Below are 26,354 nucleotides of genomic sequence, written 5' to 3'. Positions count from 1 at the left end.
CGCAGATAATCGAAATAAATTATTTATTCCTCTCATACCGCACAAACTTATATTCCAGGTCGAAATAAGTCTGCTCTTCACTCTCAGCAGCCACATGCCACTGTGGATCTTCATCCAGGTTCGGAAAATAACTGTCTGCAATGTATGTAAAATCGATCTTCGTCACCTGTGCTGCATCACAATACGGAAGCAGCTGTTTGTAAATCGTATCGCCACCGATACAGTAAACATCTTCTGCCGGATACATCTTCAGTTCTTCCAGAAGCTCATCAATAGAATGAACAATGATGGCATCTTTCACTTTATAATTCTCATTCCGGGTAAGCACAATATTCGTGCGGTTCTTAAGGGGTAGTCCTCCTGGAAAGCTCTCCAGCGTTTTTCTTCCCATGACGCAAACCTTTCCCGTTGTTTCCTGGCGGAACATCTTCATATCTGCCGGTATGCTTACCAGAAGCTTATTGTCTTTTCCGATTCCCCAGTTTTTATCTGCTGCTACAATTATTTTCATTTTGCACCTTCTCTTTCCTAGAGCGTGTTTGAAAAAGGCTTTCTGCAAGATAATTTTTCAAACAGGCTCTAATTTATCATTCTGGATTTTCGCTCAGATCGCGATCGGGATATTCTTGATCTGGGGCCAGGTCTGGTAATTTTCCACGATCAGATCATCGGTCGTAAAATCATAGAAATTCTTCACTTCCGGATTCAGCTTCACAGTCGGCGCTGGATACGGAGTCCTGGAAATCAGCTCCTTGATAACCGGAACATGCCTGTCATAAATATGGCAGTCTGCGATCACATGTACAAGCTCACCAGCCTCCATATCACAACACTGTGCGATCATCATCAGAAGCAGGGAATACTGGCATACATTCCAGTTATTTGCTGCCAGAATATCCTGGGAGCGCTGGTTTAGGATTGCATTTAAGGTCAGCTTGTCTTTGCCCGGCTCTTTGGTCACATTAAAGGTCATGGAATAGGCACATGGATAAAGATTCATCTCGTGGAGATCTTCGTGTACGTAAATATTGGTCATGATCCTGCGGCTGTATGGATTGTTTTTCAGGTCATAAAGAACACGGTCTACCTGATCCATCATTCCCTCTTTGTACTGGTGCTTCACGCCCAGCTGATAGCCGTATGCTTTCCCAATGGAACCATTCTCATCTGCCCAGCTGTCCCAGATATGGCTGTGAAGATCATGAATGTTATTGGATTTCTTCTGCCAGATCCACAGGATTTCATCCATTGCGCTCTTCAGTGCGGTCTTACGGAGAGTAAGAGCTGGAAATTCCTTTCTCAGATCATACCGGTTCACAACACCAAACCGCTTAATGGTGTAAGCTGAAGTTCCATCCTCCCAAACCGGGCGGACTTTCTCACCTTCTGTACTGGTTCCGTTCTCAATTACGTCTTTGCACATATCTATAAATATATTATCTGCCAAACTCATAGCTCGCCTTCTCCTCCTGTTTTCCCACCGATATTAATGCTTCAACAATTTTAGCATAGATTCCTGTAAATAACAAGGCAAACCACCTTTTCCCTTTACAATCCAATTTTCCCATGTTATAGTAGACCCCATGAAGAAAATTTTAATCCATTTACTGAAACCTCTTTCTTTTCTTCCTGCAATTCTGATGATGTATCTGATCTACTCATTTTCAGCCCAGACAGGGGAGGTGTCCGGGGCCTTAAGTTACGAAGTCAGCTACCAGATTGTAGAAACCAAGAATGAAGTTCTCAATGAAAACAAAACCTATGACGAGCTTGCCTACTCTGCAAGTTCCATTGAATTTTATGTGCGCAAAGCAGCCCACATGACAGAGTACTGTCTGCTGGCGATCGCGATTTCTTTCCCACTGTATGTTTACGGGGTAAGAGGGATCTGGCTGATTCTTCTGGCAGGTGTGATCTGCGTAGGATTTGCCGGACTTGATGAATACCACCAGTCCTTTGTTGCAGACCGCAGTCCTTCTGTAAGAGACGTAGGAATCGACAGCATCGGCGTTACAGTCGGAATCCTGCTTGTTCAGGCTTTTTGCTGGGCCAGCTTACATAATCCAAGTGGGAAACGGCGACGTAGGAGACGTCATTGAATAACTTTTCACTATAATAAAAAGGAAGAACTACTGAACAGACATTGTAGTTCTTCCTTTTTTATTATCAGCCTTATGCTCAATTTGGCAACTAATCAAATTGATTTAGCGAAAAAAATATATTGATGGGGTATAAAATATTGTAAAGGCATTCATCAGTTGCTATAACTCCTCATCTTCCTCATTTACATCCCCCATCCTGCTTACCAGGTTCGCCCGGTCTGCAAGAGACATCTTTTTGGCTGGAGCCGGACTGCTCTCATCCTCCCCCTCTGATGCTTCTGAAGCTTCTTCCACATTTTCGGATGCACTTATGGAATCTGCCGGTTCCTTCTCAATGTTTTCCTGCTCTTTTTGCGCTTTGCTCACTCTCAGGCTTCCTCTGATCCCGTTGATCACAAAAACCACGCCAAGCACAATAAAGATAACACCAACAACCATAAATCCCGGATTACTTCCATCAGCTCCCTTTATCACATTCTGGCAAAGGGATACGCCAAGATACGCCACATAAACACCAGCCAGTATCATGATCAGATACGTTCTCATCGGAACTCCTGTTTTGGTGCTTTTCTCTTCCGGATTTTTATTTTCCTGTTCACTCATAGCCCATATCCTCCTGCGCTTTCCATCTTCTACGACGCTGCAAACTGGCTCTCATACAGATTTGCATAAAATCCCTTCTTCGCCAGCAGCTCCTCATGTTTCCCCTGTTCGATAATATTTCCATCCTTCATGACCAGGATCAGGTCAGCTTCCTGAATCGTAGAAAGACGATGGGCTACAATAAAGCTGGTTCTTCCCTCCATCAGCTCAGCAAAGGCTTTCTGGACTTTGACCTCTGTACGGGTATCAATGGAAGAAGTAGCCTCATCAAGAATCAGCATTGCAGGATGCATCAGCATAACTCTTGCAATACACAGCAGCTGCTTCTGTCCCTGGGAAATATTTCCACCACCTTCCGAGATCACGGTATCGTATCCATTTGGCATACGCTTGATAAAGCTGTGGGCATGTGCATGCTTGGCAGCCTCCATAACCTCTTCCAGACTGGCATCCGGTTTACCATAAGCAATATTCTCGCGTATGGTTCCAGCCTTCAGCCAGGTCTCCTGAAGCACCATACCAAAATTCCGACGCAGGCTGTCTCGCGTCAGCTCTCTTACCGGATAACCGCTAACCTTAATCTGACCCTTATCCACATCATAAAAACGCATAAGCAGGTTGATCATGGTAGTCTTACCGCATCCGGTAGGGCCTACAATGGCGATCCTCTGTCCTGGTTTTACATCAATAGAAATATCCGTAAGAAGGGGAACCTCTTTCCGGTAGGAGAAAGAAACATTCTCCACACTTACACGGCCATCTGCTTTCTTAAGCTCTACCGCGCCTGGCACATCCGGCTCCTGCACCGGAGTATCAATAAAATCAAACAGACGCTTCGCACAAGCCAGCGCGTTTTCCAGCTCTGTGATAACGCCGGAAATCTCATTAAATGGTTTCGTATACTGATTGGCATAGTTCAGGAAGCTGGTAAGCTGTCCCACTGTCATACCACCTTTAATTACCGTAAATGCACCAAAAATTCCAACAGCCGTGTAAACAAGACCATTTACAAAACGTGTAGAAGGATTGGTAATAGAAGAAAAGAATATTGCCTTGATTCCACATACACGAAGCTCTTCGTTTACCTTCCCGAAACGCTCGTTTGCCCTCTCCTCATAGGAAAAAGCCTGCACGATCTTCTGATTTCCCACAAGCTCCTCCACAATGGAAGTCATTTCCGCTCTTTTCTCAGACTGTTCCTGGAACATGCGGAAAGTCCTGCTGGCAATAAAGCTTGCCACAAACAGGGAAATCGGGGTAAGTAAAATAACGATCACTGCAATCTTCACACTGATGGACAGCATAAATCCGATGGTTCCAAAAATTGTCAGCACACCGGTAAACAGCTGGGTAAATCCCATGAGAAGTCCATCAGAGAACTGGCTCACATCGGAAACAATACGGCTTAAGATATCGCCTGGCTGATTGGCATCAATATAAGAGACCGGCACCTCCTGCAGATGGGCAAAAGCCTGGCTCCGCACATCCTGTACCACACTGTAGGTAACCTGATTAGTAAGCAGGTTCATCACCCACTGGGAAATGGCATTTCCCACAACAATCACGGCAAGCGTTCCAATCACTTTCAAAAGCCCTGCCACATTTACATTTCCCGGACCTACAATATTATCTACACCATTACCGATAAGAATCGGTGTATATAACGTAAATCCAACGGTAACAAGCGCTGTCAGAAGCATAATGATGATTTTTGCTTTGTAAGGGCTGATAAATTTCAGCACTCTTTTCATCGTATCTTTATTTTTTCCCATCAGCGGTTCACCTCCTGTTCAGAAAGCTGTGACAGACAGATTTCCCTGTAAACCTCACAGGATTCCATAAGCTCTTTGTGGGTACCCACACCAACCAGCTGTCCATCGTCCAGAACCAGGATCTTATCTGCCTGTTTAATGGATGTGGCTCTCTGGGAAACAATAAACACGGTCATTCCCTTGGTCTGCTCATGAATGGCATGACGAAGAGCAGCATCTGTAGCAAAGTCAAGAGCAGAAGCACTGTCATCCATGATCAGGATCTCAGGATCTCCAACCAGCGCTCTCGCAATGGTAAGGCGCTGGCGCTGTCCACCAGAAAGGTTGGAGCCTCCCTGGCTTACCATGGTATTCAGCCCTTCAGGCTTACTGTTTACAAAGTCACTTGCCTGGGCAATGGAAAGTGCACGCTGGATTTCTTCCTCGGTAGCATCTTCTTTGCCCCATTTCATATTGTCACGGATGGTTCCCTTAAACAGAACTGCCTGCTGAGGGACCATTCCTACTTTTTTACGAAGCTGTGAAAATGGATATTCTTTTACCACATTTCCGTCAATTTTCACATTTCCGGAAGACACATCATAAAAACGTGGAATTAAATTAACCAGGGTGGATTTTCCACATCCGGTACCACCTATGATGCCAATGGTCTCTCCTGGCTGTGCAGTAAAGGAAATATGCTCCAGCGCCGGCTCCTTGCTTCCCGCATAAGTAAAGCTTACATCCTCAAATACCACTCTGGCTGCACCGTCATTCTCCTTCTGTACACTGCTGCCCTCGTCCGTAAGGGAAGGCTGGGTATCCAGTACCTCATTCAGCCGGACACCGGAAGCCAGCGCCTTGGTTACCGCTACGATCAGGTTGGCAAGCGCGATCAGCGCGATCAGGATCTGATTCATATAATTTACAAGAGCTACCACTTCACCCTGTGTAAGAATCCCAACAGACACTTCCTTGCTTCCATACCAGAGGATTCCGATAATGGCAAAGTTCATAATAACTGTAGTGGCAGGATTCAGAAGTGCAGAAATCTTTCCGGCACGTACCTGAACCTTGGTGTAATCGTCATTTACTTCTGAAAATTCCTTAAATTCTTCCTGCTGCCTTCCAAAAGCCCTTACCACTCTGGCTCCCACATGATTCTCTCTGGTGATCAGAGAAATCCGGTCCAGAGATGCCTGGGCCTTTTTGTAAATTGGCACAGTTGTGCGCATAATTCCGTAAATAACAACAGAAATCACCGGCACCGCGATCAGGAAGATCAGACCGATTTTCACATCAATGGTAAAGGACATGATCACAGCCCCTACCACAATAAACGGAGAACGAAGGAACAGACGAAGCACCATATTCACTCCGGTCTGTGCCTGATTTACATCATTGGTGATCCTTGTCACAAGGGTAGGCGTACCAAGCTGATCCAGCTCCCTGTAAGAAAGCTTGCTGATATGGGCAAACAGTTCCTTACGAAGAGCCGTACTAAATCCCATAGCTGCTTTTGCTGAAAAATACTGGGCTGTCAGGGAACATGCGAGTCCGATTACGCCAAGCAGCACCATGATCACACACTGATGCCAGATAAATGCAGTATCCTGATTCTTAATGCCGATATCCATGATTCTTGCAACAACCAAAGGCACGATCAGCTCAAAGGTGGCCTCCAGCATTTTAAACAAAGGTGCCAGAAAGCTTTCTTTCTCGTACCCCTTCAAAAATCTGATTAACTTTTTCATTTCTTTTTCTGCTCCTGAATTCGTCCATATAATCTGGTCATGGCGTAAATACGCTGTACCGTTTCCTCATGGAACTGGTCTTTTGTAAGACGCCATTTCCAGTTATCTCCCAAAGTGGAGGGCATATTCATTCTCGCCTCATTTCCAAGTGTCAGGTAGTCCTGCAGAGGAATGACACAGACATCTGCCACACTGGACTGGGCTGCTCTTATCAGCCCCCAGACACACTCTTCTACGCCTTTCCCCTCACATGCTGTATACTGGTTCACGTAGTCCTGATTTGACTGTGACAGACCTTCCAGCCACCCTTTGGTCGTCTCATTATCATGGGTTCCGGTGTACACAATGCAGTTCTTATCATAACGGAATGGAAGGTAAACGCTCTCGCCGCTTTCATCAAAAGCAAATTGAAGCACCTTCATTCCCGGATATCCGGACTGGGCAAGCAGTTCCCGTACACTGTCTGTGAGAAATCCCAGGTCTTCCGCGATCACATCCAGGTTCTGAATATTTTGCTCCAATACCTTAAACAATTCAATTCCTGGACCCTTTTCCCACTGTCCATTCTCTGCAGTCTCATCCCCATAAGGAACCGCCCAATACTCATCAAAACCACGGAAGTGGTCGATACGTACCTTATCATACAATTTCATACAATGGGACATGCGAAGGATCCACCAGCTGTAACCTGTTTTCTTATGGTATTCCCAATTGTAGAGAGGATTTCCCCACAGCTGGCCGGTTGCGGAAAAAGCATCTGGCGGACAGCCAGCTACTGCTACAGGCGCTGCCTCCTCGTCGAACTGGAACAGATCCGGGTTCGCCCAGGCATCTGCGCCATCAAATGCAACATAAATAGGAAGGTCACCGATGATCCTGATTTCCCTGTCATTTGCATATTTTTTCAGCTGACTCCACTGACGATAGAACCAGAACTGCTGGAAGGCATAGAAGCTGATGTCCTCTTTCAGCTCTTCCCTTGCCTTGGCAAGTGCCTCCGGTTTCCGCGTTTTCAACTCTTCCGGCCATTTATTCCAGGCAATTCCTTTCAGACTGTCCTTCACAGCCATGTAAAGACAATAGTCAGAAAGCCAGAAGCCCTGCTCTTTTTCAAATTCTTCCATCTCTTCCCGGATCAGCTGCAACTCCTTATCTTCCCTGTCCATCTGATAGAAGCGGTAATACGCCGTACGAAGAAGGGTAAATCTGGATTTATATATTTTCTCATAGTCCACATAGCTCTCGCTTCCTCCCCAGTCACACTGGGCACATTCCGCAGCAGTGAGAAGCTCTCTCTGGATAAACTCTTCCAGATCAATAAAATAGGGATTTCCTGCAAATGTGGAAAAAGACTGATACGGGGAATCCCCATAACCAGTTGGACCAAGAGGCAGAATCTGCCAGTATTTCTGCCCTGCCCCTGCAAGCTTGTCCACAAAAGCGTATGCTTCTTTCGAAAAACATCCAATTCCGTAATTGGAAGGGATGCTGGATATCGGTAACAAAATACCGCTTGCTCTCATCGTGTGTTCCTCCTGTCTGTTGCTATAATAACCATTATCCGTTTATTATACCGCTTTCATACATGGCAGGTCAAGAAAGAATCCTGTTACATAAAAACAGACACCCGGGAATTTCCCCGAGTGCCTGCTGCCGTTCTTTTTATCACGATTCCTGTAGAATCGCCGAACGCTTATTTTTTATTTTCCTCTGGATTATTTCTTGGTTGTATAACCGAAGAAGAAGTATCCAAGTGGTGTGTAGTACATACCATCAATGTTCTCATTGAGCATGTATGGCTGTGTATAGAAGTAGATAGGAGCAAGTACGCTGTCCTGTCCGATCAGGATATCCTCAGCCTCATGGAACGCTTTCATACGCTCTTCCGGATCGGAAGTAGCTTTTGCTGCATCGATTGCTGCATCATAATCCGGGTTGGAGTACTGAGCATCGTTGTTTCCACCATCTGTGTACCACATATCAAGGAAGGAGCAAGGATCATTGTAATCTGCGATCCATCCGTTACGTGCGATCTGGAAGTTACCATCTTTTCTGTTCTGAAGGAATACATTCCAATCCTGGTTGTTCAGGTTAACAGTAACACCAAGCTCTGTCTGCCACATGTTCTGAAGAGCTTCACCGATCTTTTTGTGGTTATCAGCTGTGTTGTATAAGTACTCTACAGTTGGGAAGCCTTCGCCGTTCGGATAACCTGCATCTGCAAGAAGCTGACGAGCCTCTTCACAGTTCTTCTCGTAATCCTCCTCAGAGATGCTGTAGTAAGAACCACCTACTGTACGGAAGTCATCGCTTCCAGCGCCAGCTGCATCATTTACACCATTCGGAACATATCCGTCAGCCGGAACCTCTCCAGCCTGGGAAACGTTCTCTACAATGTAGTTACGGTCGATTACAAGAGAGAATGCTTTACGGATGTTAGGATCAGAGAATACCTCATCCTCTGTATTGAAGCATACATAGTAGGTTCCAAGATAGTCACCGATTTCCAGCTGTCCGGAAGCAAGGTAAGTCGGGATCTCATCTACAGGAAGATTCTCGATGAAATCAAGCTCTCCGTTGTTAAAGCCTTTGAGCATAGCGTTGTTATCATCAAGAAGTGTGAACTTGATGGTATCTGGTCCAAGGTTCTCATAATCATAATAGTTCTCATTTTTCTCCATGGAGATATAAGCATTATGAGACCACTCTGTCATTTTGTATGGTCCGTTTCCAATGTAAGTGCTTGGATCAAATGTCCAGTTATCGCTGCCTTCTACCATGTCCTGACGAACCGGGAAAGTTGCCGGGAAAGCCATGATCTCTTCGAAATATGGGCAATCATAGGTAAGGTCGATCTGAAGAGTCTGATCGTCTACAGCTGAAATTCCAAGAGTACTTGGATCTGCACTTCCATCAGCAACTGCATCATAGCCTTTTACCATATCGATCATGTAGCAGTAATCTGCTGCTGTCTCAGGATTTGCAAGACGCTGCCATGCATAAACGAAGTCACCAGCTGTTACAGCCTGTCCGTCAGACCATTTGATTCCGTCACGAAGTTTGATGGTATAAGTAACAGTGCCATCCTCGTTCTCAGTCTTCTCCCAGGACTCAGCCTGTCCAGGAGCTGTAACTGCATTTCCTTCGCCGTCATTTACCCATTTAACCAGACCCTCAAACATATGGTTGCACATAATAGCTCCGTCAACTGCAGAGTTCAGTGCAGGGTCGATGGTCTGTGGCTCAGATGCGATACAAAGATTCAGGTTGAAACCTTCATCGGAAGCTGCTGTATCCTCAGCGAATACAGGGGTGGCTGCCATGCTTACTACCATAGCTGCAGACAGTGCCATAGACATTAATTTTCTTGTCTTTCTCATTACTTTTCCTCCTTTTTGCTTTTTTGCGCCGCATGAGAAATGAGAACCGACGCGTGTATTAAGCAGTTCTTCTCTTGGAAGAACGTAATACCATATATAATACCAGAATCAAAAGCAATTCGTGCTTACACACTAAAACGATTGAATCTGCATATTTATCATTTATCCAGCAAATGACAGGCTGCCCAGTGGCCTGGCTCATGCTCCCTAAATACAGGTGCCACCTGGCTGCACTTTTCGGTAGCATATGGACATCTGGTGTGGAAGCGGCATCCGCTTGGCGGATTCATAGGACTTGGCACATCTCCCTCCAGAATGATACGCTTCCTGGTACGGCTAAGCTTCGGATCCGGAACCGGAACCGCAGAAAGCAATGTTTTCGTATATGGATGGATCGGATGTCTGTTCAGCTCATAGCTCTCTCCAAGCTCCACAAGAGACCCCAGATACATAACACCGATTCTATTTGAAATATGACGTACAACAGACAGGTCATGTGCAATAAACAGGTAGGTCAGCCCCATCTGTTCCTGCATATCCTCCAGCATGTTTACAACCTGTGACTGAATGGAAACATCCAGAGCAGAAATCGGTTCATCACAGACGATAAATTCCGGTTTTACCGCAAGGGCACGGGCAATACCAACACGCTGCTGCTGTCCGCCGGAAAACTCATGCGGATAACGGTTCGCATGCTCGGTATTCAGTCCAACCTTCGCAAGCAATTCTTTGATCATATCTGCACGGTCTTTTTTGTTTGCCGCAAGCTTATGAATGTCAATTGCCTCTCCGATGATCTCACCAACTGTCATACGTGGATCAAGAGAAGCTGACGGATCCTGGAAAATGATCTGCATTTTTCTTCTGTATGGAAGCATTTTCACAGCCTTAGGCTTTCCAAGAGGTTTTCCATCTTTATCAAGAGGGTTGTCATAGATGGTTTCACCATCGTAAATGATCTTTCCACCAGTAGGCTCATACAGACGGAGAATAGTTCTTCCAAGTGTGGTCTTTCCACATCCGGACTCTCCTACCAGACCAAGAGTCTCACCCTTTTTAATATAAAGGGAAACATCCTGTACAGCCTGGACACCTGGACCTTTTACACCATTTATTGGAAAATATTTCCGTAAATTCTCGATTTCCAGAAGTTTCTTTTCTTCTGCCATTTATTTCTCCTCCTTGTCCATCAGCTCCTGAACACGAAGCCAGCAGGCAGAACGGTGTTTCTCGCCCACTTCCACGTAAGGAGGCATTTTCTTCAGACAGATCTTCATACAATGCTCGCAGCGCGGCGCAAATGGACAGCCTTCTGGCGGATTCAGCATATCCACCGGAGTTCCCTCGATCGGGATCAGTCTCTCATAGCTCTCTGCATCCACACGGGGCATGGAACGAAGAAGTCCCTTTGTATATGGATGTGCAGGCTCATAGAAAATATCATCTACAGGTCCCTGCTCTACGATTTTACCTGCGTACATAACGGATACCTTATCACAGATATCTGCCACAACACCAAGGTTATGTGTGATAAAAATGATTCCCATCCCGGTCTTCTTCTGAAGATCCTTCATCAGATCCAGAATCTGGGCCTGAATGGTAACGTCAAGTGCTGTGGTCGGCTCATCTGCGATCAGCAGCTGCGGATGGCAGATCAGTCCCATAGCGATCATAACTCTCTGTCTCATACCGCCGGAAAACTCATGTGGATACTGTTTCATACGCTTCTCCACATTGTTGATTCCAACCATTTCCATCATTTCCATAGCCCGCTTTTCAGCTTCTTCCTTGCTGATCTTTTTATCATGGGCACATAGAGCCTCCACCAGCTGATTTCCGATAGTATAAACCGGATTCAGGCAGGTCATAGGGTTCTGGAAGATCATGGCGACTTTGTTGCCACGGAATGCTGTCATCTCCTCCTTGGAAAAAGAAAGAACATCTTTTCCCTCAAAGGTGATCGAGCCTCCGATTACTTTACCTGGGGACTGTAACAGCCCCATAATAGAATATGCTTCCTGGCTCTTTCCAGAACCAGATTCTCCAACAACTCCCATAACTTCGCCATAATCAAGGTCATAGGAGATACCTCCAACGGCTTTTACCTCACCGGCAGGTGTAAAGAAGGAGACTTTCAGGTCTTTTACTTCCAGTAATTTATTTTTCTGTTCAGACATTTTTCTCCTCCTCTCTTATTTCTTCAGCTTCGGATCAAGGGCATCACGAAGGCCATCGCCAAACAGGTTAAAGGCAAGAATCATAATACTCAGGATCACAGAAGGTACGATCAGTCTGTAAGTATAAGTGTACATACCGCTTAATGCATCGGTAGCCATGGAGCCAAGACTTGGAAGCGGTGCCGATACACCAACGCCAAGATAGGATAAGAAAGACTCCAGGAAAATAGCAGACGGAATCTGCAGACAGGTGGTAACAACGATCTGTCCGATACAGTTCGGAAGCAGATGACGACGGATGATACGTCCACCGGAAGCGCCAAGCGCTCTGGCTGCAGTTACATATTCCTGCTGTTTCAGCTGAAGTACCTGACCACGGATGATACGGCTCATGGTAACCCAGTATAACAGACCAAATGCAATAAACATGGAAATCAGGTTTGGTCCTAACACATTGACAAATGCCTTAAGAGGACTGCCGCCTGCTGAGTTGACATATTCGGTAAGGATGGGCTTCAGCGCAGTTGCGATCAGAAGTACTACCAGCATCTCCGGAACCGCATAGATCAGCTCTACAATACGCTGCATCACAGCATCTACTTTACCTCCGCAATAACCGGAAATAGCACCGTAAACGGCTCCGATCACAAGCACGAGGATAGCCGCAAATACACCGACGGACATAGAAACACGTGCTCCATACATAACACGGACCAGAATATCACGGCCATACATGTCAGTACCAAATACATGAGGAAATACCTTTTCCCCATTTGCCTTGCGCTCCAGTTCATCCTGGGAATAGCCAAAAAGATGTTTCTTTACGCCAAGCTCTTTGCGCACAGAATCTTCATCTACATTCTGCTCTTCGGAAGCGTCTTCTGCAGGTTTTGCAGCAACTTTTGCTTTTGCACGAAGAACTGCCTCATCTTTCTTGGTGAATTTCTCACCTTTCGCCTCAGCCTCAGCTTTCGCCTGGGCAATCATCTCATCTACATCCACTGCCTCAGACTGGGTTCTCGCCGCAATCTCGTCATTGACACGCTGGGTATCCTCCAGTGTGTAGTGATATGGATAAAGGTTCTCTGCACCTTTATTAAACTCATCATAACCATATGGAATCAAAAGCGGTCCCACAAAGGCAAACAGAAACAGGAATACGATCACGCCAAGGGCAACCATAGCCACAACATTCTTTTTCAGTCTTCTCCAGGCATCTTTCCAGTAGGAAACGCTCTGGCGGTCCTGAATGAAATCATCCTTCTCCTGTCTGGACGCAGATGTGAAATCATCCGGGCTTAAATCCTGAAGGAGATTTTCAATATCCGGCTGAAGACTAACCGGACACTTCTTGATTTTCTTATCTTCTGCCACGATCATTCTCCTCCTTTCGTAAGGCTGATTCTCGGGTCAGCAACCTTATACAGGAGGTCTACAACCAGGTTCATCAGAATAATAAATGCTGCAAGGAAAATAGTAGTTCCCATAATAACCGGATAGTCACGGTTCTGGATGGACTGTACAAAATAACGTCCAAGTCCCGGAATAGAGAAAACACTCTCTACAACGAAACCACCGCAAAGAGTAAATGCCACCTGCGGTCCTAAATATGTAATAACAGGAATCAACGCATTTCTAAGAGCATGCTTGAAAATGATCTTCTTGTTTTTCAGACCTTTGGCACGGGCTGTCTTAATGTACTCCTGGCTTAAGGAATCCAGCATGGCAGAACGTGTCTGACGGGCTGTATAGCACATTGGATAAAAGCCCAGTGCAAAACATGGCAGCACATATGCACGCCATCCCTGTGACGGGTCAAAAATAGACGGAAACAGGTTCAGTGCATTGTTTCCAGTCAGGGTTACCAAAAGAACAGATGCCACAACAAAGCTTGGCATGGAAATTCCAAGTGTACAGATCACACGAAGAAGGCTGTCTGTAAATTTACCACGCTTAAACGCTGCAAGACATCCAAGAGGGACGCCCCCCAGGATCGCCCACGCAAGTGCAAGTGCACCCACCTTGGCAGATACCGGGAACATATCCACGATAATGTCCAGAACGGCACGGTTCTTCTGCATCTTAAGAGACACTCCAAAGTCACCGTGAAGAATATTTTTCAGATACATAAAAAGCTGTACATAAACAGGCTTATCCAGTCCATATTTGGCATTCAGCGCTGCAAGTGTCGTCTCGGAAGGTGTTTTCTCACTGAGCCATGGGCTTCCCGGTACAGCATTCATCAGCAGGAATGTCAGACAGGCTACCAGAAAGATAGTCAGAATTGCCATTCCAAGTCTTTTTGCAAAGTACTTTCCCATTTTTCCTCCTTGTTATATCTGGTCGAAAACATTTATTTCCATTTCCTTGTCAGGCTGATTTCTGACCAGAATTCATTTTTATAATACGTGAGTTGAATTATAGCATTTCGAGACACTTTATTCAAGTAACATTTTAAACTTTAGAACAGTGACAGTGTGATTTTTTAACCTTACATCATTTTTACGCGATATTGTTGTAAGTTTTTGTGTATTTTGTACAAAGACATTTGTCTGTATTAGAAATGCTTCCCGTCACTAAACGGACATGTCTGCTTACGCAGACATCACCATGAATGAAAGTCTAGCCTGTGCAATATCCATAAATCCATCATGCAAACATGCTGGATTCATGGCTGCTGCACAGGACTTTCATACTAAAAAAAGAAGGACACCGCACGGGCATCCCTCTCTTTCCATTCTTACCAATTCTCCTTTTGCTTCGTCCGGCTCCGCAGCTTTGCCGCAGCTCATGAGAAAAGCCACACACAAAAGAACCAGCAGCAAAATCCAGCCTCTTTTTCTCATACAAATCTCCATTTCGCACAATAATGATAATATCAGTATGTGCCAAATGAAGCTTTTTATTCATGGCAGCCAAAGCGTACTTCCCAAAAACCTTCTACAAGATGTACCTTACAATTTACAGAAGATTGGATCTGATTTCAAAATCCCTTCTTCTTAATATAGAAAGCAATGTCATGGTAAACCCTCTTCCGGTCTGTCTCATTCAGGATCTCGTGGCGCATTCCCGGATACAACTTCCCCCTTACATCCACATACCCTGCATGACGCATATCCTGCACTGCTTTTGCAAAATGGCGCACATTGATCATACAAGGATCATCTGCCCCACTTACAAAAAGAACCGGCATTTTCGGTCTGGTACAATGCCAGTGTTTTACATCGTAAGCACGCTTCATCAGTTCAAAAAGTGCCAGATAACCATCATCGGTAAAAGTAAATCCACACAATTCGGAATCTGAATACTCCTGTGCAGCTGCCTTGTTGGCACAGATCCAGGATGTACAGTTTTTATCTTTCCTGAAACGCATTACATTGCCGCCGAAAGACAAGGTTTCTATCACCTTACTTCTGTGCGTGGGACCAAAAATGGCACTTTCTGCGTGGGCAATTGCCTCGCCAAGAGGTCTTGCCGTATTTTTACTGGGGGAACCGCAAATGATCAGCATGTCCATACAGTCATCATGGTCTCTTGCAAAAGCACGTACTGCCAGAGAACCCATGCTGTGCCCGAACAAAATCAGCGGCAGATCAGGAAGCTGCTGGTGCATTTCCCGGTTTACAGCTCCAATGTCCTTCAAAATCGCATCTGCCCCGCCGCCATACATATATCCAAGATCATCCATGGCCCGGACGCTTTTTCCATGACCTCTGTGGTCATGGATCACACATACATATCCTTTTTGGGCCATGTACTCCATAAACGGAAGATAGCGTTCCTTATATTCACTCATTCCATGAACAAGCTGCAGGATTCCCCTATATGGTTTCTCATCCGGAACCACTGCCAGAACGGAAATATCAAGGCCATCTGCCTCTGATTCTATATAAGCTTCGTATTTTGCACTCATAGTTTTTCCGCCTTTCTTCTTTTTTCCTATTTTACCATAAATTGCGATCATCCGTAAATACTTTGACACACTCTATGGAGTATATTATAATATCATACACATCAGTCTAAACCAAAGGAGGAAACATGGAAGAAAAACAATTAAATACACCACCAGTTCCAAAGAAAAAGAAGGGAAAAGCCGGGCGCATCCTGCTCCTGCTTATTCTCATTCTTGCCATCGCTGCAGGTGTGGGCTACTATTTCTATGAGCGCAGCCAGCCAGCTAAAGAACTGGAAAAATATCTTACCGGTATCCAGAACCTGGACTTTGGCACCATGGAGAACATGTTACAAAGTGCTGATCTCTCAGCCCTTGATAATGCCGATGTCAGAAACGCCACCTATGAAAGTTTCTTCAAATCCATCAATGCCAAGATGACCTGGAAAATTACCAGAACCCGTTTCAGTTTTCAAGATGGCACAGCAGAAGTCACAGCACGCATCCGCTATGTGGACGGCTCTGATATCTACCGCGAAACCGTAACGGAATTTCTCCGTCAGATCGTTTCCAGTGCATTTTCCGGTGAAAGCCTTACAGAGCAGGAAACCCAGAACAAACTTGCTTCTATTTTAAATGAAAAAGCCGCAAACCTGGAAGATAAATTCAGTGAAACAGATATCCTTTATCCAATGATCAAGGTAAATGGACAGTGGAAAGTTACCTCTCTTGACGAGGAAACAGTAAAGATCATGTCCGCCAATTTCAAAAGTGTAGAAGATGAGATTAGCCAGACACTGGCAGCCTCTGATTCTTCTGCCGCCCCGGCTTCTGATGCAGCGGATTCTTCTTCACCAGATTCCTCCGCTGCAACCGGCACCATCGATCTTTCCAATGAGCGCTTTTCCATCCATTATACACGTAACGTCGTTTCCACCGACTTTGGCGGGGAACCTTGTCTTCTGGTTTATTATGATTACACCAATAATGGCGAAAGTGCTTCCAGTGCTATGGTAGATGTAAACCTTACCGCTTACCAGAATGGCATTTCTCTTGAGGCAGCCATTCCAGCCAGCAGCGATGACGCCATTGATGCTTTCATGAAGGAAATCCAGCCAGGAGAAACCGTGAATGTATGTCAGGCATTTTCCCTTCAGGATATGAGCCCTGTAACTTTACAGGCAACCGACGCGTTTGGCCTTGATACCGGAAGTACAGCCTCCCAGACCTTAAATCTCCAGTAGGGATTTTTCAGGCATACTCTAAACTTTGCCCAAAAGCACAGTCATGGCAGATAAAAATATTTTATAACCAGATTCAAAAATACGCGAAAATTCAGCATTCCGAATTTCGCGTATTTTTTTTGTATAAATTTCTGCTGAACAGGAACAATATAGGTACGAAAGGATGGTGACTTATGGGAAATAAATTTTTAAATTGTTTCTGTCTTACTCTTACCATAATCGGCGCGATCAACTGGGGACTGATCGGCTTCTTCAATTTCAATCTGGTTGCTCTTATCTTTGGAAGCATGAGCTGGATTTCCAGGATCATCTATGCTCTGGTCGGCCTTAGCGGTCTGTATCTGCTCAGCTTCTATGGAACTATATGCTCCAGCAAAGATAACGCATAAGAACTTTCTGGATTGCCCATACTCTTTTTTGCCCGGCAAATGTAACTGCTATAACTACATTTGCCGGTTTTTTATGCAAGAAGCGAATCCTGCTCTGCAGGATCCTCTACCTGTGGCTGGCCGCCTCCGGTACCATCTGTTTCTTCACCACAATGCGCATTATTGACACAAAAAAACCAGGAAGCTTACTTCCTGGTTTAGAAGAGCGATAGACGGGGCTCGAACCCGCGGTCTCGACCTTGGCAAGGTCGCGCGTTACCAACTACGCCACTATCGCATAAGCAGGCGATGGGAATCGAACCCACGTATTCAGCTTGGGAAGCTGAGGGTCTACCATTAACCTACGCCTGCACATTTGTGAACAAATGTGCATATCTGATATTCTGTTAAAAGAGCGATAGACGGGGCTCGAACCCGCGGTCTCGACCTTGGCAAGGTCGCGCGTTACCAACTACGCCACTATCGCACAAGCGGGTGATGGGAATCGAACCCACGTATCCAGCTTGGAAGGCTGGTGTTCTACCATTGAACTACACCCGCACATCTGTATCCAAATGTGAGTACCTGACTTCCGTCAGAAGAGCGATAGACGGGGCTCGAACCCGCGGTCTCGACCTTGGCAAGGTCGCGCGTTACCAACTACGCCACTATCGCATAAGCGGGTGATGGGAATCGAACCCACGTATCCAGCTTGGAAGGCTGGTGTTCTACCATTGAACTACACCCGCACATTTGTGCTTGTCCGTCACAACGAAGCTTAGTATATCCGATGTTTGCAATTTTGTCAACAACCTTTTTGAAATTTTTTAAAGTTTTTTCTTTTGTTTATAAGATTGGTGCAATATACGTGTCCAAATGCGCCTGTATTTTCCAGAATCCCTAGAACGTGCCCCCAAAAGGCTTTCTGCAAAATATACCGCAAAGTGGGGCGTGCAGACTGCAGAAATGATTTGGCTGGCACGCTCCAGTGACTGTACACATCCCTCCTGTTGTACAACCACCGGAATAGTTCCTCCATTTCCTGTAATGTTCTGTTTTTCATCAGAACATTTTAGGAAAAGCACTTCCTTCTGCTATTATTTTTTCCTTAATTCTCCCAATCCCACACATTAGAAGCTTCCACATGAGTACGCGGCTTCTTGATCACAAGCTCCGGACTCTTGGCGCTTACCTTGGAATTGGCAGGAATAGATTCCGTAATAAAAGTATTACCACCAATAATGGTATTTTCTCCGATCACTGTTTCTCCACCAAGGACGGAAGAATTGGAATAGATCGTCACATTGTCTTCAATAGTAGGATGACGCTTCACACCAGATAACTGCTGTCCCTTCCTGGTAGAAAGCGCACCAAGTGTAACGCCCTGATAAAGCTTCACGTTGTTTCCAATCGTCGTTGTTTCTCCGATTACTACTCCGGTTCCATGGTCAATGAAGAAATACTCCCCAATGGTTGCTCCCGGGTTAATATCGATCCCGGTATGATCATGGGCATATTCTGTCATAATGCGGGGAATAAACGGAACCTTCTCCAAATAGAGAATATGTGCCAAACGATATACATATATAGCCAGAAAACCCGGATAAGAGAAAATAATCTCTTCCTTGCTCTTAGCAGCCGGGTCACCATCAAAGCCAGCCTGAACGTCCTTCAAAAGCATCTCCTGTACATTGGGAAGCTGCTCAAAGAACTTAGCTGTCACCTGTGCAGCCTTTCCACAGGCGCTGGTCGTTTCCTCTCCCACATAAAGAAAAGCAGTTTCAATCTGCTTCTGCATACGGTCAAACAGATCATTCAACAGATATCCGGTATAATGTTCTGGAAAAACCGCTGCCCCTGAGTCAATATCAAAATATCCAGGGAAAATAACAGATCTCATCTCTTTCACAATATCAATAATAGCTGCACGGACAGGCAGATGTCTCCCGCTTTTTGTCAGAAACAGCTCCTCATTCCGATAGTTCGCAGTCAGACGGGCTACTGCATTCTCTATGGATGTTTTCTTATCGCTCATAATGATTCTCCTCACTTCATTCTGTACAGACACTTTCTATTCATAATATTACACTATTGATTTTCCGTCAATAATTTTTCCACCAACAGCAAAAAAGGATTGACCTTTCTCCCAGGCGCAGATATAATGGAACATGTCGTGGAGATGTACCCAAGTGGCTGAAGGGTCCGCACTCGAAATGCGGTAGGCCGGGCAACCGGTGCGAGGGTTCAAATCCCTCCATCTCCGCTTTCTATTTTATTTGTTTTCGTGATTTTTCTTATTTTTGCCTTGACAACTGTATCTTTTGTATGTATAATTGCAACAGAAACAAAATATAGGGGATTGGTCAAATGGTATGATAGGGGTCTCCAAAACCTTTGGTGGGAGTTCGATTCTCTCATCCCCTGCTCTTTGAAGCGCTGAAAGCCTTAATTTTACTAGGCTTTCGGCGTTTTGTTTTTTGGGAATTTTGAAACCTAGTCAACCACCTGGTCAGGTATCTTATCGAATAGAAATGATGTTACTATAAAAAAAGACCGTTTCCGGTCTTTTTTTATATCTTCATTTTCTTAAAAGCATCAAATGCTCCGGTGGAAAATACAGGTAATCTGGCTGGCAGCTCTTCGCGTTCTCCTCAAAATCTCTTTTGGGGCACATCCACCATAACGGCATACTGTCCTCTTCTCTTTTATTTTTCATTAAATATTGGTGTTCAAACGTGCTTTCTATGTATTCTACCACCTGAACTGCCATACAGTTATCTCCATCATGCTCTGCAGGCCGTATCCAGTGTCCCCGGATTCCCACATGGGTAATGTCATCTGTAACCGGCTGACTGGTATGCAGCATGATTCCCCAGTCCAGTGCATACACTTCCCGCTCTCCCATCTTCTGCATTGCAGAAAAATTTTTACACCCTGTAAGCTTTGCTGCTTCCAGAAATTCCGGAGTTTCAAAAACCGTTTTGGTCTCACCGGTAAGAATCTCTCTGCCGTTATTTAGCAGCGTCAGCCAGTCGCAGAATTTATATGCTTCATCCCTGCTATGTGTAACAAGAATCATATCGCCCTTGTAATCTTTAAGAAAATTCTGCATATCTCTCTGCAGGACATCCTTCAGGTAACCATCCAGCGCAGAAAAAGGCTCATCCAGAAGAATCACCTCCGGCTCTCCGATCATCATACGAGCAAGAGCCACACGCTGCTGCTGTCCACCGGAAAGCTGTGAAGGTAAATGCCTTTCCAACCCTTCCAGATGGTATCTCTTTATGTAATCCGCCACCTTCTGTGAAAGTCCGCCTTTATCCCCGCGATAGCCGCAGGCAATATTTTTCTCCACAGTCATAGTTGGAAAAAGGGCATAATTCTGAAACAGGTACCCTACCCGTCTCTCCTGTGGTCTCAGATTTATTTTTGCTTCGGAATCAAAAACCGTTTTCCCATTAATGATGATTTTCCCGGAATCCGGGGTCTCAATTCCGGCGATACAACGAAGTGTCATACTCTTCCCACTTCCGGAAGCCCCCAGGATTCCCATAGTCCCGTCATGTCCTTTTAGCTTCACATTCAGGGAAAAGCCTTTAAAATTTTTCTGAATATCAAGCTCAATCACCATTATATCCACCTCCTGGTCTGCATTCCCCTGCCTGAAACAATATTAATTGCCGCAACCACCAGGAACGAAATCAATATAATTACCGCAACCCAGAAACCAGCCATATCAAAGTTTCCCGCCGCAGTCTCCGAAGCGATGGCTACGGAAACTGTTCTTGTCTTTCCAAGAATATTGCCGGCAAGCATAGATGTAGCGCCGTATTCTCCGATTGCACGGGCAAAAGCAAGTACCGTACCCGAAGCAATTCCAGGTCCCGCTGCCGGCATGATCACTTTCCAGAAAATCCGGCCTTCACTCATTCCCAGAGTTCTCCCCGCATAGATCAGATTCACATCCACCTGCTCGAAAGCCGCCCTGGCATTCCGATACATTAGTGGAAAGGCAATCACAGAAGCGGCGATCACACATCCTATCCAGGTCTGGACCACCTTAATATCGAAATTATCCAACAGAAAGCTTCCAAAAGGTCTTTTCAGACTGAAAAGCAGAAGCAGGCAGAATCCGGCTACTGTAGGAGGAAGAACAAGGGGCATTGTCAGAATACCGTCCATTACTGCCCTGGCTCCTGGTTTTAACTTCATGATCTTTCTTGCACAAAACACGCCAAGGAAAAAGGCGATAATCGTGGCCACCACGCCAGTTTTCAGGGAAATCCATAAAGGACTCCAGTTTATTTCACTGAGAAATTCTCCCATATTATTATCCTTTTTTTATCTAACATTTTTACTCACACACATATCGTCCTGCAGAACCTAAAGCTTATTAAAAAACATCCTGCAAAATGTGGCGCATAGCTTACAGAACTCCTTTTTCAAACATGCTCTAGATAAAAATTACTCTGCTGTATCTTCAGCAGCTTCCTCAGTGGGCTCTGCATTCTCTTCCCCAGCCTGTGTATCATCAGATTTTTCATCTGTTACATAAGCTGCGAATCCGTATTTCTCAAATACTTCAAGTGCTTCATCAGACTGAAGATACTCAAGAAACGCCGCTGCAGCTGCCTTATCCTCCTCGCTTGCTTCTTTATCCTCTACCATTCCAACCGGGTAAAGTACAGGTGTCTGAAGACTTCCCGCCGGTGCCTCAGCAATAATATCAACAGAATCCGCTACCGATGCAGCGTCTGTTGCATAAACGATACCAACTTCATTACTTCCCTCACTTACAGAAGCAAGTACCTCTGTAACATTCTTGCCTTCGTTGATCTCCATCTTGTTTACTTCATCTGTACTTCCAAGGTTCTCAAAAATTTCACGGGAATACTGTCCAACAGGTACATCCTCCCCTGCAAGTGCAAGGTTTGCAGCATCTGTAATATTCTCAAAACCAGTAACCTTGGTCTCTCCATCCTTAGGTTTGATCAGGACCACCTTATTTTCAAGGAGATTCACTACAGAATCTTTATCTGCAAGTCCTTCATCCACAAGTGCATCCATCTGCTTGGTAGCTGCTGAGAAGAAAATGTCACAACGTGCTCCTTCCTCGATCTGGGTCTGTAATGTGCCAGAGCTGTCTGCATTATAAAAGATCTCAACATCTGGATATGTCTCATTAAAATCTTTCTGGAGCTCCTCCATGGCATTATTCAGACTAGCCGCGATAAATGCGTAAACCTCACCTTTCAACTCTGGCTTTTCCTCTGTTTCCGCAGATACCAGGGTTGTTCCAAACATCATCGTTCCCATGATTCCTGCCATTAACACTGCAAATACTCTTTTTTTCATTTCGTATTCCTCCATTTCTGTTTTGTATTATCCTGTTTTGTTATGTTTCATCATGTTTCTTTTTGTTTTGTTCATTATACTTGATTCACTTTCTTATGTCAATTCATCCTGGAGCGTGCCCCCAAAAGGCTTTCTGCAAAATATACCGCAAAGTGGGGCGTGCAGATTACAGGAATGATTTTTGGGGGTACGCTCTAGAGCTAGAGCTGTCAAAATTGAAAAATCATGCAGTAACCATTTTTAACAAGCTTCAGGATTACACAGATTACAGCTTGTTATTTTATTTTCCGCATGCTATGATATTTTAAAGTTTGTAAAAACTATTTCTGCAATCTTCTACAACACTATTCAAAACGAAGAGAGGATTTTAACATGAAATTAAGTGCACGTAACCAGTTAAAGGGAAAAGTCATCAACATTAATAAAGGAGCTGTAAATTCCATCGTCACCATTGATATCGGTGGGGGAAATATTATCACAGCTACCATTTCCTGCGCAGCAGTGGAAGAGCTTGGACTTGAAGTAGGCTCTGACGCTTATGCTGTGATCAAAGCAACAAACGTTATGGTGGGAATTGATGAATAAGCTTTATACCGCACAGGAAGTTGCGGACAAGCTTCAGATAAAAAAGAATACCGTTTACGAATTGATCAAACGTGGAGAGCTTTATTCCTCCAAAGTGGGAAAACAGCTTAGGATCAGCGAGCAGCAGCTAAACCAATACCTGGAGCGTTCGGATTCCGGAAGTACTTTGACCGGTTCCCAATCTGCCACTCTTGGCTCGCCAGGTGGGAATTTACAGATTCCAGAGCTGCCTCCGGAAAGCTCTCTTTTAAAAAGAGATTACCTGCTTCACTCCAGCGGATTGATTCTCTGCGGACAATTTTCCCCCGCACTAGAGCTTCTGATCAGCCAGATATCTATACATCCTGCAGGAATTCCTGTGCTCCAGTCTTTTATGAACAGTTATAACAGCCTTTATTCTCTTTATTTTCAAAAGGCCCATATTGCCTGTGCCAGCCTGGAGCGGGAACAGATCTGCAGTCTGGTTCCAGGAACCCCTTTGTCTCTTCTGTGCCTTTATGAATATGATCTGGGATTCTATGTCCGCTCAGGGAATCCCAGAAATATTACGGAACTAAGGGACCTGAGCCGAAAAGGCATAAAATTTATTAACCGTGAGAAGGGAAGCACTCCCAGAATTTATCTGGATCAGTTTCTTTTTTCAAACAAAATTGCCCCATCCCAATTAGACGGCTATTCCACAGAACTTGTATCTGATCTTTCTGCGGCCGCAGCTATTACAACCTGCAAAGCAGATGTAGCTCTAGGCGAAGAATATGCAGCACACCAGTCCGGTTTGTTGGATTTTATTCCGCTGCAGTCTCTTCCCATGTATCTGGTCATGGAGACTGCCGCCCTTTCCCAGCCAGGATTCTCTGCGCTTCTTGAGATCGTACGCTCAGAAGATTTCCGTACCATTCTTCAGGGGCAAACTGGTTATAATGTCACCAGAACAGGAGAGTTGCTTTCTATTTAAACGGACATGTCTGCTTACGCAGACATTTTTATATATGAAAGTCAGTTACTCCGTGCCTGCGGCACTCCCGTAACTGCCGACCATATTCATAATCCGGGCTATCGCCCTACTTACTCATATGGTCTAGCCTGTGCGATATCTATAAATAAGTCATGCAAGCATGACTTATTCATAGCTGCCGCACAGGACTTTCATAGTAAAAAATGCTTTCAATTTCTACATAACATAATTCATAATTACGCTATAAGGAAATTGAAAGCATCTGCTATTTTTTAACACTCTTTAGCGGCTGGAAACAATATTCTGCATCCACACGCCCTTCTTTACCAGAATAAATCCTACAATACATTTCAGAATATCCCCTACCTGCACCATGGCAAATACAAGCAGTACATGAAGTCCGGTAAATCGGCTGAGACAATATGCGATCGGTACACTGACGCACCAGACGAACACGCTGTCAAACAGAAATGTAATGATGGTCTTTCCCCCTGAGCGCAGGGTAAAATATGCTGCATGCAAAAACGCATTCTGAGGCATAAAAACAGCCATGATCATAATAAAATATTTCGCAAGCTCCTTTGCGTCCTGATTTGTCTTGTATAATCTTGGAAAAAACGGAGCAACTATAAGCATGACCATAGCAACACCAGTACAACACATTACAGAAAACACGATCATCTTATTATCTGTATCTCTTGCTTTTTCCATATCTCCAGCACCAAGGAGCTGCCCCACTACGATTGCGACTGAATCACCGAGGGCAATAAATACCACATTAAATACGTTATTAATGGTATTTGCAATATTCTGGGCAGCAACCACATTCAGCCCCCGTACAGAGTAACACTGTGTGAGAATCGCCATACCAGCGGCCCAAAGTGTCTCATTAAGCAAAAGTGGTGTTCCTTTGATCAATATTTTCCTGGTCAGATTCGCTGGTACCTTCAAGGTACGGTAAAGTCCCTTGGCAAAAGGCATCTTATCCGTATGTGTATGTGTCCATAGGATTATTATTGCAACTTCTACATACCTTGAAATAACCGTTGCAATTGCTGCTCCTCTCACTCCCAGTTCTGGGAAACCAAATTTACCATAAATAAGGAGATAATTAAACACAAGGTTCACAAGTACGGCAATTACCCCTGCCTTCATAGGCTGAACCGTTTCTCCACATTCCCGGAGTGTACTGGAATATGCCTGACTGATCATAAATGGCGGCAGACCGGCCAGCATGATCCAAAGATACTGCATTCCATATCTGCTTGTTGCCTCCAGAGCTGTGGCACTTCCTTCCCCTTTCAGATACATTCCGATCAATGTTTCTCCTGATGAGACCAGAATTGCCACTGTAAGGATAGTGAGAACGATCACAAGCCATAATTTGTAACGAAAAGTCTGACGGACTCCTTCATGATCCTTCTGCCCAGCATATTGCGCTGTAAAGATACCTGCTCCGGATACACCTCCAAACAGGCACAAATTGTATACAAATAAGAGCTGATTCACAATGGCAGCACCTGACATCTGTTCCGTGCCAATTCTTCCGATCATAATATTATCCAGAAGACTGACAAAATTAGTGATACCATTCTGTATCATAATCGGTATCGCGATTGCAAGAACCATCTTATAAAAGGCTTTATCACCAAGGAATTTCTCCCGGAAGCCTCTCTTACTCACTGTCTTTTCCATTAACGATTTCCCCCTTCATTTCCATGCCCCAAAACAGAATGTTTGTTCTGTTATCGCAGCGTGGTAGATATTAAGTTACTACATATTTTAAAATAATGCAATAGCAAAATGGAAACAGGTGGAACTTTTTATAAAAAATTATAAAAAAAACGATAACCAACCGGCTACCGTCTTAATCTCTGTACCTTCAAAACTACATACATGCTTACATCCTAATGGAATCATTTTACCATGCGTCCGCTTGGAAGTCCAGCGGTCACTTCGCGACTTCGTCGCTCAGTGCCTTTTGCTTCGCAAATATTCAAGCCAGTCAATCCGCTTCCGTCCACAAGCAAGCTTGCTTCCGTCCGCTTCTTTCCTGTCTTGACCGCTTCCTCGCTTTTTGGTCAAGCCCTCACCCTATTAGTAACAGTCAGCTCCGTGCATTACTGCACTTCCACCCCTGCCCTATCTACCTCGTCGTCTTCAAGGGGGTTTACTTCTTTCGAATGGG

General features: G+C 44.9%; 25 protein-coding genes, 8 tRNA genes, 1 rRNA gene and 1 pseudogene. 8 read left to right on the top strand and 27 right to left on the bottom strand.

The genetic code is table 11. The annotated features are described in order from the left end of the window. Positions 1 to 19: 19 nt before the first annotated feature. The 3 genes from ACTQWB_RS13875 to ACTQWB_RS13865 form a co-directional block, all read right to left on the bottom strand. Complete coding sequence (locus tag ACTQWB_RS13875) at positions 20 to 511, bottom strand: dihydrofolate reductase (RefSeq protein WP_441502754.1); 492 nt, start codon at positions 509 to 511, stop codon at positions 20 to 22. A gap of 93 nt (positions 512 to 604) precedes the next feature. Next, positions 605 to 1,453 (bottom strand): thymidylate synthase, encoded by an 849-nt coding sequence (gene thyA, locus ACTQWB_RS13870; protein ID WP_441502753.1) that lies wholly within the window; start codon positions 1,451 to 1,453, stop codon positions 605 to 607. Further along, positions 1,437 to 1,568 carry a hypothetical protein gene (locus tag ACTQWB_RS13865; protein WP_441502752.1) on the bottom strand — a complete coding sequence of 44 codons (132 nt, stop codon included), beginning with the start codon at positions 1,566 to 1,568 and terminating at the stop codon, positions 1,437 to 1,439. Before ACTQWB_RS13865 ends, thyA begins: the two co-directional genes overlap by 17 nt. A 15-nt stretch (positions 1,569 to 1,583) precedes the next feature. Between ACTQWB_RS13865 and ACTQWB_RS13860 the strand changes: the two genes are divergently transcribed. After that, positions 1,584 to 2,099: a VanZ family protein gene (locus tag ACTQWB_RS13860; protein WP_441502751.1), complete on the top strand. Its 516-nt coding sequence runs from the start codon at positions 1,584 to 1,586 to the stop codon at positions 2,097 to 2,099. A gap of 162 nt (positions 2,100 to 2,261) precedes the next feature. Here the strand turns inward: ACTQWB_RS13860 and ACTQWB_RS13855 are convergent, their stop codons facing one another. The 11 genes and pseudogenes from ACTQWB_RS13855 to ACTQWB_RS13805 all read right to left on the bottom strand — a co-directional run bounded on the left by ACTQWB_RS13855 (position 2,262) and on the right by ACTQWB_RS13805 (position 15,680). After that, positions 2,262 to 2,705, bottom strand: coding sequence for a hypothetical protein (locus tag ACTQWB_RS13855; protein ID WP_441502750.1), 444 nt, complete (start codon positions 2,703 to 2,705; stop codon positions 2,262 to 2,264). A gap of 29 nt (positions 2,706 to 2,734) precedes the next feature. After that, on the bottom strand, positions 2,735 to 4,477 hold the full coding sequence (locus ACTQWB_RS13850) for an ABC transporter ATP-binding protein (protein ID WP_441502749.1): 1,743 nt from the start codon (positions 4,475 to 4,477) through the stop codon (positions 2,735 to 2,737). Further along, complete coding sequence (locus tag ACTQWB_RS13845) at positions 4,477 to 6,210, bottom strand: ABC transporter ATP-binding protein (RefSeq protein ID WP_441502748.1); 1,734 nt, start codon at positions 6,208 to 6,210, stop codon at positions 4,477 to 4,479. Before ACTQWB_RS13845 ends, ACTQWB_RS13850 begins: the two co-directional genes overlap by 1 nt. Next, positions 6,207 to 7,751, bottom strand: a pseudogene (gene malQ / locus ACTQWB_RS13840) (4-alpha-glucanotransferase); the annotation flags it as partial. The pseudogene malQ and the gene ACTQWB_RS13845, both read right to left, overlap by 4 nt. 174 nt (positions 7,752 to 7,925) lie before the next feature. Then, on the bottom strand, positions 7,926 to 9,590 hold the full coding sequence (locus ACTQWB_RS13835; protein WP_441502747.1) for a peptide ABC transporter substrate-binding protein: 1,665 nt from the start codon (positions 9,588 to 9,590) through the stop codon (positions 7,926 to 7,928). Positions 9,591 to 9,748: 158 nt separating this feature from the next. Then, positions 9,749 to 10,759 carry an ABC transporter ATP-binding protein gene (locus ACTQWB_RS13830; protein ID WP_441502746.1) on the bottom strand — a complete coding sequence of 337 codons (1,011 nt, stop codon included), beginning with the start codon at positions 10,757 to 10,759 and terminating at the stop codon, positions 9,749 to 9,751. Further along, on the bottom strand, positions 10,760 to 11,767 hold the full coding sequence (locus tag ACTQWB_RS13825; RefSeq protein ID WP_441502745.1) for an ABC transporter ATP-binding protein: 1,008 nt from the start codon (positions 11,765 to 11,767) through the stop codon (positions 10,760 to 10,762). 15 nt (positions 11,768 to 11,782) lie between these two features. Continuing rightward, entirely contained in the window at positions 11,783 to 13,147 is a 1,365-nt protein-coding gene (locus tag ACTQWB_RS13820; protein ID WP_441502744.1) for an ABC transporter permease, read from the bottom strand. After that, complete coding sequence (locus ACTQWB_RS13815; protein ID WP_441502743.1) at positions 13,144 to 14,088, bottom strand: ABC transporter permease; 945 nt, start codon at positions 14,086 to 14,088, stop codon at positions 13,144 to 13,146. Before ACTQWB_RS13815 ends, ACTQWB_RS13820 begins: the two co-directional genes overlap by 4 nt. A gap of 369 nt (positions 14,089 to 14,457) precedes the next feature. Then, positions 14,458 to 14,613 carry a hypothetical protein gene (locus ACTQWB_RS13810; protein WP_441502742.1) on the bottom strand — a complete coding sequence of 52 codons (156 nt, stop codon included), beginning with the start codon at positions 14,611 to 14,613 and terminating at the stop codon, positions 14,458 to 14,460. A 137-nt stretch (positions 14,614 to 14,750) separates the two neighbouring features. Further along, positions 14,751 to 15,680: an alpha/beta fold hydrolase gene (locus tag ACTQWB_RS13805; RefSeq protein WP_441502741.1), complete on the bottom strand. Its 930-nt coding sequence runs from the start codon at positions 15,678 to 15,680 to the stop codon at positions 14,751 to 14,753. Positions 15,681 to 15,805: 125 nt separating this feature from the next. Here ACTQWB_RS13805 and ACTQWB_RS13800 point away from each other — a divergent pair, with 125 nt between their 5' ends. Both ACTQWB_RS13800 and ACTQWB_RS13795 read left to right on the top strand, forming a co-directional pair. Next, complete coding sequence (locus ACTQWB_RS13800) at positions 15,806 to 16,903, top strand: DUF5067 domain-containing protein (protein ID WP_441502740.1); 1,098 nt, start codon at positions 15,806 to 15,808, stop codon at positions 16,901 to 16,903. 173 nt (positions 16,904 to 17,076) lie between these two features. Next, positions 17,077 to 17,292, top strand: a complete 216-nt coding sequence (locus tag ACTQWB_RS13795) for a DUF378 domain-containing protein (protein WP_441502739.1) — start codon at positions 17,077 to 17,079, stop codon at positions 17,290 to 17,292. 204 nt (positions 17,293 to 17,496) lie between these two features. On the opposite strand, the gene ACTQWB_RS13790 is transcribed toward ACTQWB_RS13795, so the two are convergent. From ACTQWB_RS13790 to ACTQWB_RS13765, 6 genes are all read right to left on the bottom strand, one after another. Beyond that, positions 17,497 to 17,569, bottom strand: a tRNA-Gly gene (locus tag ACTQWB_RS13790). Between the two features lie 3 nt (positions 17,570 to 17,572). Continuing rightward, positions 17,573 to 17,643 (bottom strand) — tRNA-Gly (locus tag ACTQWB_RS13785). Between the two features lie 42 nt (positions 17,644 to 17,685). After that, positions 17,686 to 17,758, bottom strand: a tRNA-Gly gene (locus ACTQWB_RS13780). 3 nt (positions 17,759 to 17,761) lie between these two features. Further along, positions 17,762 to 17,832 (bottom strand) — tRNA-Gly (locus ACTQWB_RS13775). 41 nt (positions 17,833 to 17,873) lie between these two features. Then, positions 17,874 to 17,946: transfer RNA gene (locus ACTQWB_RS13770), tRNA-Gly, on the bottom strand. Between the two features lie 3 nt (positions 17,947 to 17,949). Beyond that, positions 17,950 to 18,020, bottom strand: a tRNA-Gly gene (locus tag ACTQWB_RS13765). 127 nt (positions 18,021 to 18,147) lie between these two features. Between ACTQWB_RS13765 and ACTQWB_RS13760 the strand changes: the two genes are divergently transcribed. Then, the gene (locus ACTQWB_RS13760; protein WP_441502874.1) at positions 18,148 to 18,405 is read left to right on the top strand and encodes a DUF6783 domain-containing protein; all 258 of its coding nucleotides are present in this window, start codon (positions 18,148 to 18,150) and stop codon (positions 18,403 to 18,405) included. On the opposite strand, the gene epsC is transcribed toward ACTQWB_RS13760, so the two are convergent. Further along, positions 18,380 to 19,306, bottom strand: a complete 927-nt coding sequence (gene epsC, locus ACTQWB_RS13755) for a serine O-acetyltransferase EpsC (protein ID WP_441502873.1) — start codon at positions 19,304 to 19,306, stop codon at positions 18,380 to 18,382. The two genes, ACTQWB_RS13760 and epsC, sit on opposite strands and share 26 nt — an antisense overlap. Positions 19,307 to 19,446: 140 nt before the next feature. On the opposite strand from epsC, the gene ACTQWB_RS13750 reads away from it, so the two are divergent. Both ACTQWB_RS13750 and ACTQWB_RS13745 read left to right on the top strand, forming a co-directional pair. Further along, positions 19,447 to 19,534 (top strand) — tRNA-Ser (locus ACTQWB_RS13750). Between the two features lie 90 nt (positions 19,535 to 19,624). Further along, positions 19,625 to 19,695 (top strand) — tRNA-Trp (locus ACTQWB_RS13745). A gap of 154 nt (positions 19,696 to 19,849) precedes the next feature. Here the strand turns inward: ACTQWB_RS13745 and ACTQWB_RS13740 are convergent. From ACTQWB_RS13740 to ACTQWB_RS13725, 4 genes are all read right to left on the bottom strand, one after another. Beyond that, a complete protein-coding gene (locus tag ACTQWB_RS13740) occupies positions 19,850 to 20,902 on the bottom strand; it encodes a sulfate/molybdate ABC transporter ATP-binding protein (protein ID WP_441502872.1) in 1,053 nt (350 codons plus the stop codon). Beyond that, the gene (gene modB / locus ACTQWB_RS13735; protein ID WP_441502871.1) at positions 20,902 to 21,597 is read right to left on the bottom strand and encodes a molybdate ABC transporter permease subunit; all 696 of its coding nucleotides are present in this window, start codon (positions 21,595 to 21,597) and stop codon (positions 20,902 to 20,904) included. The genes ACTQWB_RS13740 and modB overlap by 1 nt, the downstream gene beginning before the upstream one ends. A 138-nt stretch (positions 21,598 to 21,735) precedes the next feature. Beyond that, positions 21,736 to 22,626, bottom strand: a complete 891-nt coding sequence (gene modA / locus ACTQWB_RS13730) for a molybdate ABC transporter substrate-binding protein (protein ID WP_441502870.1) — start codon at positions 22,624 to 22,626, stop codon at positions 21,736 to 21,738. 93 nt (positions 22,627 to 22,719) lie between these two features. Continuing rightward, positions 22,720 to 22,839, bottom strand: a complete 120-nt coding sequence (locus tag ACTQWB_RS13725) for a DUF6783 domain-containing protein (protein ID WP_441502869.1) — start codon at positions 22,837 to 22,839, stop codon at positions 22,720 to 22,722. Positions 22,840 to 22,998: 159 nt separating this feature from the next. On the opposite strand from ACTQWB_RS13725, the gene ACTQWB_RS13720 reads away from it, so the two are divergent. After that, on the top strand, positions 22,999 to 23,211 hold the full coding sequence (locus ACTQWB_RS13720; protein WP_118579240.1) for a TOBE domain-containing protein: 213 nt from the start codon (positions 22,999 to 23,001) through the stop codon (positions 23,209 to 23,211). Then, complete coding sequence (locus tag ACTQWB_RS13715; protein ID WP_441502868.1) at positions 23,204 to 24,166, top strand: substrate-binding domain-containing protein; 963 nt, start codon at positions 23,204 to 23,206, stop codon at positions 24,164 to 24,166. Before ACTQWB_RS13720 ends, ACTQWB_RS13715 begins: the two co-directional genes overlap by 8 nt. Positions 24,167 to 24,448: 282 nt before the next feature. Here ACTQWB_RS13715 and ACTQWB_RS13710 read toward each other — a convergent pair whose 3' ends face one another. Together ACTQWB_RS13710 and ACTQWB_RS13705 are read right to left on the bottom strand one after the other, a co-directional pair. Continuing rightward, positions 24,449 to 25,861 carry an MATE family efflux transporter gene (locus ACTQWB_RS13710; RefSeq protein WP_441502867.1) on the bottom strand — a complete coding sequence of 471 codons (1,413 nt, stop codon included), beginning with the start codon at positions 25,859 to 25,861 and terminating at the stop codon, positions 24,449 to 24,451. A 382-nt stretch (positions 25,862 to 26,243) separates the two neighbouring features. Next, positions 26,244 to 26,354 (bottom strand): 23S ribosomal RNA (locus tag ACTQWB_RS13705); the annotation flags it as partial.

The sequence above is a fragment of the Blautia sp. HCP3S3_H10_2 genome, assembly GCF_052122375.1.
In the GTDB taxonomy this organism is placed as follows: domain Bacteria; phylum Bacillota; class Clostridia; order Lachnospirales; family Lachnospiraceae; genus Blautia_A.
This window is presented reverse-complemented; position numbering and strand designations above follow the sequence as displayed.

Excerpts from the sequence above, each read along its gene's own strand:
- ACTQWB_RS13830 (WP_441502746.1), bottom strand. The coding sequence starts at position 10,759 with ATGGCAGAAGAAAAGAAACTTCTGGAAATCGAGAATTTACGGAAATAT.
- ACTQWB_RS13860 (WP_441502751.1), top strand. The coding sequence starts at position 1,584 with ATGAAGAAAATTTTAATCCATTTACTGAAACCTCTTTCTTTTCTTCCT.
- ACTQWB_RS13800 (WP_441502740.1), top strand. The coding sequence starts at position 15,806 with ATGGAAGAAAAACAATTAAATACACCACCAGTTCCAAAGAAAAAGAAG.
- ACTQWB_RS13805 (WP_441502741.1), bottom strand. The coding sequence starts at position 15,680 with ATGAGTGCAAAATACGAAGCTTATATAGAATCAGAGGCAGATGGCCTT.
- ACTQWB_RS13815 (WP_441502743.1), bottom strand. The coding sequence starts at position 14,088 with ATGGGAAAGTACTTTGCAAAAAGACTTGGAATGGCAATTCTGACTATC.
- ACTQWB_RS13715 (WP_441502868.1), top strand. The coding sequence starts at position 23,204 with ATGAATAAGCTTTATACCGCACAGGAAGTTGCGGACAAGCTTCAGATA.
- ACTQWB_RS13875 (WP_441502754.1), bottom strand. The coding sequence starts at position 511 with ATGAAAATAATTGTAGCAGCAGATAAAAACTGGGGAATCGGAAAAGAC.
- ACTQWB_RS13825 (WP_441502745.1), bottom strand. The coding sequence starts at position 11,767 with ATGTCTGAACAGAAAAATAAATTACTGGAAGTAAAAGACCTGAAAGTC.
- epsC (WP_441502873.1), bottom strand. The coding sequence starts at position 19,306 with ATGAGCGATAAGAAAACATCCATAGAGAATGCAGTAGCCCGTCTGACT.
- ACTQWB_RS13820 (WP_441502744.1), bottom strand. The coding sequence starts at position 13,147 with ATGATCGTGGCAGAAGATAAGAAAATCAAGAAGTGTCCGGTTAGTCTT.
- ACTQWB_RS13850 (WP_441502749.1), bottom strand. The coding sequence starts at position 4,477 with ATGGGAAAAAATAAAGATACGATGAAAAGAGTGCTGAAATTTATCAGC.
- ACTQWB_RS13845 (WP_441502748.1), bottom strand. The coding sequence starts at position 6,210 with ATGAAAAAGTTAATCAGATTTTTGAAGGGGTACGAGAAAGAAAGCTTT.
- ACTQWB_RS13795 (WP_441502739.1), top strand. The coding sequence starts at position 17,077 with ATGGGAAATAAATTTTTAAATTGTTTCTGTCTTACTCTTACCATAATC.
- modA (WP_441502870.1), bottom strand. The coding sequence starts at position 22,626 with ATGAAAAAAAGAGTATTTGCAGTGTTAATGGCAGGAATCATGGGAACG.
- ACTQWB_RS13835 (WP_441502747.1), bottom strand. The coding sequence starts at position 9,590 with ATGAGAAAGACAAGAAAATTAATGTCTATGGCACTGTCTGCAGCTATG.
- ACTQWB_RS13710 (WP_441502867.1), bottom strand. The coding sequence starts at position 25,861 with ATGGAAAAGACAGTGAGTAAGAGAGGCTTCCGGGAGAAATTCCTTGGT.
- modB (WP_441502871.1), bottom strand. The coding sequence starts at position 21,597 with ATGGGAGAATTTCTCAGTGAAATAAACTGGAGTCCTTTATGGATTTCC.
- ACTQWB_RS13760 (WP_441502874.1), top strand. The coding sequence starts at position 18,148 with ATGCGCCTGTATTTTCCAGAATCCCTAGAACGTGCCCCCAAAAGGCTT.
- ACTQWB_RS13740 (WP_441502872.1), bottom strand. The coding sequence starts at position 20,902 with ATGGTGATTGAGCTTGATATTCAGAAAAATTTTAAAGGCTTTTCCCTG.
- thyA (WP_441502753.1), bottom strand. The coding sequence starts at position 1,453 with ATGAGTTTGGCAGATAATATATTTATAGATATGTGCAAAGACGTAATT.
- ACTQWB_RS13810 (WP_441502742.1), bottom strand. The coding sequence starts at position 14,613 with ATGAGAAAAAGAGGCTGGATTTTGCTGCTGGTTCTTTTGTGTGTGGCT.
- ACTQWB_RS13865 (WP_441502752.1), bottom strand. The coding sequence starts at position 1,568 with ATGGGAAAATTGGATTGTAAAGGGAAAAGGTGGTTTGCCTTGTTATTT.
- ACTQWB_RS13855 (WP_441502750.1), bottom strand. The coding sequence starts at position 2,705 with ATGAGTGAACAGGAAAATAAAAATCCGGAAGAGAAAAGCACCAAAACA.
- ACTQWB_RS13720 (WP_118579240.1), top strand. The coding sequence starts at position 22,999 with ATGAAATTAAGTGCACGTAACCAGTTAAAGGGAAAAGTCATCAACATT.